The 10,431-nt window shown below is 66.6% G+C and carries 5 protein-coding genes; 2 read left to right on the forward strand and 3 right to left on the reverse strand.

All coding sequences use genetic code 11. The features are described 5' to 3' along the window. The first annotated feature begins 34 nt into the window (after nt 1-34). A complete protein-coding gene (locus tag OSC30_RS13365; protein WP_267172363.1) occupies nt 35-901 on the forward strand; it encodes an endonuclease/exonuclease/phosphatase family protein in 867 nt (288 codons plus the stop codon). An 82-nt stretch (nt 902-983) separates the two neighbouring features. Here the strand turns inward: OSC30_RS13365 and OSC30_RS13370 are convergent, their stop codons facing one another. Beyond that, a complete protein-coding gene (locus tag OSC30_RS13370) occupies nt 984-3,368 on the reverse strand; it encodes a glycoside hydrolase family 3 N-terminal domain-containing protein (protein ID WP_267172364.1) in 2,385 nt (794 codons plus the stop codon). 106 nt (nt 3,369-3,474) lie between these two features. Here OSC30_RS13370 and OSC30_RS13375 point away from each other — a divergent pair, with 106 nt between their 5' ends. Beyond that, nucleotides 3,475-5,328: a family 43 glycosylhydrolase gene (locus tag OSC30_RS13375; protein WP_267172365.1), complete on the forward strand. Its 1,854-nt coding sequence runs from the start codon at nt 3,475-3,477 to the stop codon at nt 5,326-5,328. A 218-nt stretch (nt 5,329-5,546) separates the two neighbouring features. Here the strand turns inward: OSC30_RS13375 and OSC30_RS13380 are convergent, their stop codons facing one another. After that, nucleotides 5,547-6,992, reverse strand: a complete 1,446-nt coding sequence (locus OSC30_RS13380; protein WP_267172366.1) for a glucoamylase family protein — start codon at nt 6,990-6,992, stop codon at nt 5,547-5,549. 183 nt (nt 6,993-7,175) lie between these two features. After that, nucleotides 7,176-10,202, reverse strand: a complete 3,027-nt coding sequence (locus OSC30_RS13385) for a TonB-dependent receptor (RefSeq protein WP_267172367.1) — start codon at nt 10,200-10,202, stop codon at nt 7,176-7,178. Between the last annotated feature and the right edge of the window lie 229 nt (nt 10,203-10,431).

Consider the following 10,431-nt stretch of genomic DNA (forward strand, 5'->3'; position numbering starts at 1 on the left):
TCGGTTTGTCATTTGCTTTCCCACAGGAGTTGTCATGCGTCTGCTGTCGCGCATTTTCCTGCTTTCCGGGCTTGCGCTCGCGTCGGGCATAGCCAGCGCCGAGGCTTCGTCGGACGCACACGACCTTCGTGTGATGACTTTCAACGTGCGCTACGGCGAGGCGGATGACGGCATCAACGCCTGGCCCCAACGACGCAACCTGATGGTGCGGGTCATCAAGCAGGAACATCCGGACATCATGGGCACGCAGGAGCTGCTCTCGCCACAGGGCGATTACCTGGCGCAGCACCTGCCGGACTACACATGGTTCGGCATGGGCCGCAACGGCAACGAGATCAACAAGAACAGCAACGAACACATGGGCGTGTTCTACGACAAGACGCGCCTGGACGTGCTCGAGTCCGGCAACTTCTGGCTCTCGCAGACACCGGACAAGCCCGGAAGCATTGGCGCGGGCCTGTTGATGCCCCGCATGGTCACCTGGGCGAAATTCCGGGATCGGCGCAGCGGCAAGGCGTTCTACTACTACGACACGCACTTTCCCTACCGCGACGGCGAGGAGGCCGAGGCGACCCGCGAGCGCTGCGCCGAGCAGATCCGGCAACGTCTGGCGCAGTTGCCCGGCTCGGTGCCGGTCGTCCTGACCGGCGACTTCAACACCACGCCGGACAGCAGGACGCATGCTTCCCTGACCGAAGTCCTCCACGATGCGCGCACGTCGGCACCGCGGCGCGAAGGCCAGGAAGGCACCTTCCACAATTTCACCGGCAAGGCGGACCGTCGCATCGACTGGATCCTCTACCGCGGCATGAAAGCCGAGGCCGTGCGCACGATCACCACGCACGACGGCAAGGTCTACCCGTCCGACCACTTTCCCGTGGTTGCCGATTTCAGCTGGTAGGCCATGGGTGGGCGATCTGGCTATCGCTCGAGAGGGCATCGCCCACGAGTGGGCTCCTACAAGGAGAGATCGCGTTACGCCGCTACTGGCGAACGTCGAACTCCGCCTGCTCCGTCGCCTGCGAGCTGCCGCCGACCCATACCGTGTAGTGCGTGGGTTCCACCACCTGGCGGCTGTGCACGTCATAGAACGACAGCTCCGGGAAACCGAGCTCGAAGCGCAGCTGCCGTGACTCACCCGGTTTCAGCGTCACGCGCTGGAAGCCCTTCAGGCTGCGCACCGGCTGCTCGACGCTGGCGCCGAGGTTGCGCACGTACAACTGGGCGATCTCGGTGCCTTCGCGCTTGCCGGTGTTGGTCAGCGTGGCCGTGACCGTGACCAATGATTTCGCGCCGGGACGGTTGGCCTCGGCCAGCGGCAGCGTGGCGCGCGAAACACGCACGTCGGAATAGGCGAAGCTCGTGTAACCCAATCCATAGCCGAACGGGAAGAGCGCGTCGTTCGGCACGTCGATGTAGCGCGAGACGAAACGCGTTTCGCCCCCGCTGGGCGGTTTGGACAGGTCCGCAGCCCCAGCGGGACGACCGGTCGGGAACTGGGCGTAGTACAGCGGCTCCTGCCCGACCGCGCGCGGGAAGCTCATCGGCAGCTTGCCGCTGGGCGCCACGTCGCCGAACAGCACGTTGGCCAGGGCGTTGCCCGCTTCTGTTCCCGGGAACCACACCGCCATGATCGCTGGCACGTGCCTGGCCGCCCAGTCCAGCACCAGCGGCCGGCCGGAGAACACCAGCAGCACCACCGGCTTGCCGGTGGCGGCGATCTTCTCCAGCAGTTGTTGCTGGTTGCCCGGCAGATCCAGGTAGGCGCGCGAGCCGGCTTCGCCGCTCATCTCCGACGATTCGCCCAATGCCATGACCACCACGTCGGCCTGCCGGGCTGCCTGCAGCGCGGCATCGAAGCCCGCGGTCGAATCGCTCAGGATGTCGGTGCCATGCGCAAACATCAGGTGACCGCCACGCTGCTGCATGCGCCGCTCCAGTGCCTGGCGCAACGTCACCACGTCGGATGCCTGCGTTGCCCCGCCCCAGGCGCCCTGCATCTCGTTGGAGGCATCGGCGAGTGGGCCGATCAACGCCACCGACTTCACCTCGTTGCCCAGCGGCAGCACCGCGGTGCCACCGACCGGCGCATTGCGCAGCAGCACGAACGACTCCTCGGCGGCGCGACGCACCAGCGGGCGATGCTCCGCCACCGCGTGCGTCACCTCGACGCCCTGCGCGTAGGGATGCTCGAACAGGCCCAGCGCGAACTTCACCCGCAGCACGCGACGCACGGCCTCGTCCACGGTCGCCATCGACAGCCTGTGCGCGGCCAGCAGCTTCGGGATCTGGGTGTCGTAGAAGTGGGACATCATATCCACCTCGACGCCCGCCTCCAGCGCCTTCTCCGTCGCGGTGGCGGCGTCGAGCGCGATGCCATGGTGGGTCAGTTCCATCACCGACGTGTAATCGCTGACCACGAAGCCGTTGAAGCCCCATTCCTTGCGCAGGATCTCGTCCATCAGGTACGGATCGGCCGTCGCCGGCACCCCGTTGAGCGCATTGAACGAGCTCATCATGGTCGCCGCGCCGGCCTCGACCGCGGCCTTGTACGGCGGCAGGTAGACCTGGCGCAGGCGGATGTCGGACATGTCGGTGGTGTTGTACTCGCGCCCGGCCTCGGCCGCGCCGTAGGCAGCGAAGTGCTTGACCGAGGCGGCGACGCTGTCCGGTCGGGACAGATCGTTGCCCTGGTAGCCACGCACGTAGGCGCGCGCCATCGCCGAGCCCAGGTACGGGTCCTCGCCCGCGCCTTCGGTCGAGCGACCCCACCGGGCATCGCGCGAGATATCCACCATCGGCGAGTAAAACCACTTCACGCCGGCGGTGGTCGCTTCGGTCGCGGCCATGTGGGAAAGCTGCTGCACCAGCGCGGTATCCCACGACGCGGCCAGGCCCAAAGGCACCGGATAGATGGTGCGGTAGCCGTGGATCACGTCCGCGCCGAACAGGATCGGGATGTGCAGGCGGCTGTGCATCGCCGCCTCCTGGAAGGCACGCGTCTTTTCGGCACCGATCACGTTGAGCATCGAGCCGAGCCGGCCCTGCCTGGCCAGCGCCATGGCGTCGACCTCGGTCTTGGTTTCCGGGTTGGCGGCGAGTGCGGTGTCGCCGTTGGCGGTGGTCGGCGCGCTGAAGCCCTGGTCGTTGTACTGCACGAGCTGGCCGATCTTTTCCTCCAGCGTCATCTGCTTGAGCACCGCCTCGACCCGTTGTTCGATCCCGGGCGAGGCCAGTTGCGCGTTCGACGGCGCCACGGCACGGGGCGACGCGCGCGCGGCCTGCTCCGCGGCATGGGCCACTGCACAGGCAAACGTGCCGGCGAGCAGCAGTACGACGGGGCGCAGGGAGATCGTTGGACGTTTCATGGCGGCGTGGCATGCGGGCGGCTGCGCCCGCTTGAATGTGAAGACGTTTACACGAGCGGGTGTGAAAAGATTCAGATCTCCCCTCGGTCCCGCGAGGTCGCACGCGATGCCACGCACCTGCCCCATCCGCTCCCTGCTCGCCCCTGCCCTGTTGCTGGCCGGGAGTCTCGCAGCCCCCACGGTCGGCGCGGCGGTCAACACGCATGCGCGCACCTGGGCCAACCCGGTCGACGTGGACTACCGCTATAACTACGAGCAGATGAACCAGGGCATCTCCTACCGCACCGGCGCCGACCCGGTGGTGCTGCGCTACGGCGATGCCTATTACCTGTTCCTGACCCTGGCCGACGGCTACTGGCGTTCCACCGACCTGGTGCACTGGGATTTCATCAAGCCGGACCGCTGGCCCTTCGACGGCCCGGTGGCGCCGGCCACGCTGGTCGCCGACGGCAAGCTGTTCCTGATGCAGTCGGCGATGGAGCCGGTCCCGCTGCTGTACTCCACCGATCCGGCGCACGGCCACTGGCAGTTCTGGACCCGGCTGCTACCGCCGGTCCCCGGTGCGGTCTGGGCGGGCCACGAGAGCGAGATGAAGCCCGGCGACCTGCCGCCCGGCCCGTGGGACCCGGGTCTGTTCCGTGACCGGGACGGCAAGACCTACCTGTACTGGGATTCCTCCAACGTCTTTCCGCTGTACGGTGCGCAGATCGACCTGGCGCTGGACCACGCTGACGAAGGCGAAGGCAAGCGCGTCACCTTCGTCAGCAAGCCGCAGGCCCTGCTGCGCCTGCACCCGGGTGAGCACGGCTGGGAGCGCTTCGGCCAGGACCATACCGACGAAAGCATCGACCCGTACGTCGAGGGCGCCTGGATGAACCGCCACGGCGACACCTATTACTTGCAGTACGGTGCCCCCGGCACCGAGTTCAACGTCTACGCCACCGGCGTCTACACCAGCGACAAGCCGCTGGGGCCATTCCACTACGCGCCCTACAACCCGGTCGGCTACAAGCCCGGCGGCTTCGTGGTGGGCGCGGGTCACGGGTCCACTTTCGACGACGTTTATGGCAACACATGGAACACCGGCACCATGTGGGTGGGTGTCAACTGGAAGTTCGAGCGCCGCGTCGACCTGTTCCCGGCCGGCTTCCACAACGACGGCCAGATGTGGGTCGACACCCGCTTCGGCGATTTCCCGCAGCGCATGCCCGACCACAAGCTCAAACCTGGCGAGAGCACGTTCACCGGCTGGATGCTGCTGTCCTGGCGCAAGCACGCCAGCGCCTCGTCGCAGTTGCCCGGCCACGGGCCGGCCGAGGTCACCGACGAAAACCCGCGCACCTGTTGGGTCGCCGCGCAGAGCACTCCGGGCCAGACGCTCACTGTCGATCTCGGTGCCAAGCGGACGGTGCGCGCGGTGCAGGTGAACTTCACCGACTACAAGGCGGGCCGCTACGGCGACGCGCCGGACATCGTCACCCGGTTCAAGCTCGAAGGCTCCGCCGACGGCACGCACTGGACCATGCTGGCCGACCTTTCCCACGAGCAGCGCGACCGGCCCAACGCCTACCTGGAACTCGACCAGCCCGCGCGCATCCGCTACGTGCGCTACGTGCACATGCACGTCGGCGCGAAACACCTGGCGATCTCCGACCTGCGCGTGTTCGGCAACGCCGAGGGTGCGCCGCCGCCGGCACCGGAGCTGGTCTCCGCCACCCGCGACGCGGACGCACGCAACGCCGAGATCGACTGGAAGCCGGTACCGGGCGCCGTGGGCTACAACGTGCGCTGGGGCCTGGCCGCTGACCGCCTGCACGAGACCTACCAGCGCTTTGCCGACCAACCCACGCACCTGCAACTGCGCGCGCTCAACAAGGGCGTGCGCTACGCGGTGGCCGTCGAGGCGTTCGACGAACACGGGGTGTCGGAACTGTCGCGAGTGGTAACGCTCGAACCCTGAGCAGAAAGCGAGCCGGGCGACCATCCCGGCCGATCAGGGTACCCCTTTGCAAGCGACAGCTCCTCCCCCTGCTTGCAGGGGGAGGTTGGGAGGGGGTTGCACGGGCGGAGCGTAAGAGCACCCATCCCCAACCCTCCCCTGCAAGCAGGGGAGGGAGTCATCGTGCGACGCTCCGACAGCAAGCCTGCTCCGTCCACGGACGGGTGCGACGGAATGCGTTATGGCACCGATTCATCCAGCCAGCCGCCGGTGAACCCGGCCTTCTCCAGGCCGTTGCGGATGTACGGGTTGCGCCGCATCACCTTCCATACAAAATCGCTGCGCCAGTTTTCGATCATCAGCACGATCGGGCCCTGGTCGATGCCCAGTTGCACGGTGTCGACCCAGCCCAGCTCGGGCACCAGCCGCCCGGTGCGCAGCTCCGTCCGGGTGTGGAAACTCGGGTTGAAGGCGTCCACGAAACCGTAGCGGCCGTAGATGGACTTGCCGTAACGCTGTTTCATCGTCTCGAGCGCCGGAATCACGATCTCCGGGGCGAAGGCGATCGAGCCGCCGGCGGCCGTGGGCGCGATGGTCCCGTCGTCCGAGATGTAATCCAGGCCGGCGCCGCGCGCCGTGTAGCCTTCGAACTTCAGCGTTTTGTCGCCCTGCTCGACAATGATGCCGCCCGGCCCGTTGCTGGCGGTCAGGCCCCACACGTTGGCGCCGTAGCCGGTCCACTTGCCGGGGTTGGCGATCGCATAGTTGCGCTGGCTATAGGTCGCGCGGCGGCTGTTCTGGAAGTAGTCCAGGTCGTGCTCGCGGTTCCAGTCGTCGCGGATGCCGCGGAAGTCCACCCAGACATGGCTGTACTGGTGCCCGAACATCGGCGCGAAGTTGAGAAACGTCTGCCCGTGGAACTCGCCCCAGGTCGTGTCGTTGGTCGACAGCCACGCCTTCCACGCCTCCGGCTTCACCGGATGGGTCGGCGAGCCCAGCGCGAGGATGTAGACCAGCATGCCCTCGTTGTAGCCCTTCCAGTCGCTCGGGATGAACTGGCCGCCCGGGGTCCAGCCCATGCTGATCAGCGGTGCGCGCGGCTGCATCCAGGGCCAGTCCACGCGGCGGTAGATGCGATCGGCCAGCTCGCGGATCTCGCCTTCGGCCGGCGTATCGCGGTCGTAGTAGGTCTGCGCGAACAGCACGCCACCGAGCAGCAGCGTGGTGTCGACGCTGGACAGCTCCACCCAGCGGCCAAAGCGCTTGCCCGTCTGCATGTCGAGGAAGTGGTAGTAGAAGCCGTGGTAGCCGGACGCGTCGTCCTCGCTGGCGTTCTGCGGCGCGTCCGAGAAAAAGCGCAGCGTGGCGAGCGTGCGCTCGACCGCCTGTTCGCGCGTGATGTACCCGCGCTCCGCGCCGACCCCGTAGGCGGTCAGGCCGAAACCCACGGCGGCGATGCTGGAGAACGACTCGCCGGGGTAGTGGTCGGGCACCAGGCCGGTGGTCGGGTTCGCGCTGTCCCAGAACCAGTCGAAGGTGCGCCGTTCCAGGTCGTCGACCAGTGCCTGGCGGGGCTTGGACAACGCCGCGTAGTTCGTCGGGGAAGCCGCGCGGACGGCCGGCGTAGTCAGGATCGCCCCCAGCACGAGGGCTGACGCAGCGACGCGGAATGCTCGAATCTGCATACGGGATATCTCCCTTTTACGGCAGAGCGGGACGCGTGCCGTTCCAGGCCAAGAGGAGCCTTGAAAACCCGGCTGCCTTCTGTAGGAGCGCCCTTGGGCGCGACCTGGATGGTGGTCGCGCCCAAGGGCGCTCCTACAGGGGCGGGCGGTTCGAGATTGCCTGCATCCCGCCCCTTGTCGGAGTCAGAAGTTCAGGCCCACTTCGAACTTGAAGGTGCGCGGGACGAAGGTGATGTTGCCAATGCGGTTGTAGCTCACGTCCACGCCACCGTCCGCGTAGACCGGGATGTAGTCGACGTAGTTGTCCCAGTTGAACACGTTGAGCACGTCGAAGCGGCCGAACAGCGTCACGCCATGGCCCAGGTCGAAGTTCTTGGTGGCCTGGAAGTCGATGTCGCGATAACCCCAGATCTTGCCGCCGAACAGGAACTTCGAGCCCGACGGCACGCCGGCGACCGGGCTGCTGTTGTTGCCCGCCGGGAACACCATCCCGGGGAAGGTGCCGATACCGTTGAACGGCAACGGCGTGGCCAGGGTCAGCTTGGCCGACAGCGTGGTGCCCCACGGGCCGTCCATGTTGCCGGTGGCCACGAAGCGGTGCTTGGCCGCCGCGTTGGAGGTGATGAACGGGTAGTCCCCGATGGTGGCCTCGTCGAACGAGTAGTGCTCGTTGATGTCGCGGTTCTGCTTGGCGTGGGTGAAGGTGTAGGCGAAGGTCGCGCCCCAGCCCGATTCCGGGGTGTAGGGCTTCTCCGCCGACAGCAGCAGTTGCGTGGTGCGCGTCTCGATGCCGTTGTTGCCGATGATCAGGGCGCCGAAGCCCGGCACGCCGTTGCCCCACGGCTGGCTGTTGTCCTGCCAGAACGCGCCGTCCGGGTAGCGGTTGCCCAGGGTGAACGCGAAGCCGTCGTAGCTGAGGATGCGCGAGACGGTGGCGCTGGTGTTCCACTCGCCGATCGCATTGCGCATGCCGAGGCTGAACTGATCGGAGTACGGCGCCTTGAGGTCGTTGTTGAGCAGGTCGACCTCGGTGCCGGCGTTGCTGCTGGGGCCGAGCAGCGCCTGCAGCGTGCCCAGGCCGTTGAGATAGTTCGGATCCCAGTCGTAGCAGGGCGTGTTGCCGCGATAGCACTGGCCAGTGGCCGGGTCGCGGAAGTAGATCGTGTACTGCGGCAACGCCGACTTGGTGGTTTCCAGCTGCAGGTAGTCGTACAGGTCGCGGTCGTAGGCGCGGCCGGCGCCACCGAAGATCACGTGCGCCTCGTCGCCGAACAGGTCGTAGGAAAAGCCCAGGCGTGGCTGCCATTCGCCCTTGTAGGCCGAGCGGTTGCGGCCGGTGCTGATGTACTCGTTGACGTCGACGCCGCCCAGCGCCAGCGTCTGCGCGTAGGTCTGACCGGCCGGCGCGTTCGGGTCCTGGGTATTGAACGCCGCGATGACATTGGCCGGGGTGACGAAGTCGGTGTAGGACGGCGTGCGCTCGTAATCCCAGCGCACGCCCAGGTTCAGCGTGAGCTTGTCGGTGATGTCCCAGTCGTCCTGGATGTAGGCGCCGAACTGGCGGCTCTTGGTGGACACCGTCGGCGCCAGGCCCAGGCCGCTGACCGGCTTGGTGAAGAAGGCCTTGTAGGGCGTGTCCGCGGTGCCGTCCGGGGTGACGTTGTAGGTGAACTGCGGGTTGACGTCGGCCGCATCGGCCGCATGCAGCGTGACCATCTTTTTCTTGAAGCCCAGCTTGACCACGTGGTTGCCGTGCCATTCCAGGGCATTGAAGGTCAGGTCATCCTGGATCGCCGGGCCTTTCTGGCCCTTGTTCTGCGTGGCCAGCGGCGACGCCGCTCCGGTGTTGATCAGGACCGGATCCTGGGTACCGTTTGCCCAGGTGTATACGTACCCGTTGCCGTAGTTCAGTGCCGTGGGGGCGTTGTGCGCGTCCTCGTAGGTGAACAGCAGCTCGTTGAAATAAGCCTCGCCGCTGTGCTGCCAGCGCAGGGCGTAGCGCTTGTCGTCGTTCTTGGTCGAGTAGCCGGCGCTGGGTGCGTTCTGGTCGCCGATGCCGCCGTACTGGTCCTCGTTGCGGATCTGCGCGCTGGCCTCGAAGCGATCGCGGTCGGTCGGTTCCCAGTCGATCTTGCCGAAGTACAGATCTTCCTTGAAGGGCAGGTTCGCCGGGCCGAACAGGGCCGCCACGTCGGCCGGCAGGTAGGGCATGCCGGGGATGGCATCGGCGCTGGGCACCACGGTCTTGGGCGTGTCGAAGCGCTTGGCCTCGTACGCCACGAAGAAATGCATCCTGTCCTGGATGATCGGACCGCCGAGCGCGAAGCCGTACTCCTTCTCCTCCGAGGGGGTCTTGCTGTTGTCTTCCCTTTCCGCGGGCGTGCGTTCGCGGAACGCGTCGTTGGTGTAGCGGTAGTAGGTTTCGCCGTGGAACTTGTTGGTGCCCGACTTGGTCTGCGCGGTCACCGCGGCCGAAGAGATCTGGTCGTACTCGGCCTTGTAGTTGGAGGTGATGACCTTGTACTCGCCGATCGCCAGCTGCGGGAACGGGTTGCCCTGGCTGCCGTTCTGGCCGCTGATGCCGCCTTCCTTGACGTAGCTTTTCTGGCCGACGCCGTCGATGTAGACGTTGACCGAGCTGTTGTTCATCGCGCCGCCGCGCAGCGAGGTGTTGCCGTTGGAATCGACGGTGAACACCATGCCCGGCACGGTGTCGGCGAACTCCAGGAAGTTGCGCGAGATCTGCGGAATGGTCTGGATCTGCCGCAGCGAGATCGTGTTGCCCACCTCCGGTGTCTTGACCTCGTTCAACGTGGTCGCGCTCACCGATACGCCGGTCAGCGTGGTGGCATTCGCGGCCGACGGCGCCGTGGCCGCGGGCGCGACCGGCTGTTGCAGGTTCAGCGTGGCGGTGGAGGCCACCGTCAGCGTGACCGTGCGCGTTGTGCCAGGCCCGGCATCGACCCGGTAGGTGCCCGGCTGCAGGCCAGGCAACGCATAGCTGCCGTCGGCGCCGGTACGGGTACGGCGCGTCGCGCCCGTGGCCACGTTGCGGGCGGTGACTTCGGTGTTGGCCGGGCCGGTACCGCGCAGGGTGGCGTTGGCGCTCTGCGCCCACGCGATGTCCGGGGCCACGGCCAGCGTCGCGATCGAGCCGGTGATCAGGCTCGCCAGCAGGCCTTTCTTCATCAAACGCAATGTCTTGTTCATCGCTGCCTCCCTCGGGGCTCGGGATGCGGCGATGGTTATTAACCCGGCGTGATGGTGGCGTCGGGGGCCTACAAGGGATGGACGAGGAAGCATTCCTTTTTCCTAGGGAAACTCTGATTTTGCCCCGCGGTCCAAGCAAGGCCACTACGTACGAGCGTACCCGATGCCCAAGCAACTGACCCTGGCCACGCAGGCCGACGGTGGATTCGAAGCTCACCGCAAGCCGACT

Origin of the sequence: Frateuria hangzhouensis (genome assembly GCF_026410505.1) — a bacterium.
Lineage (GTDB): Bacteria > Pseudomonadota > Gammaproteobacteria > Xanthomonadales > Rhodanobacteraceae > Frateuria_A > Frateuria_A hangzhouensis.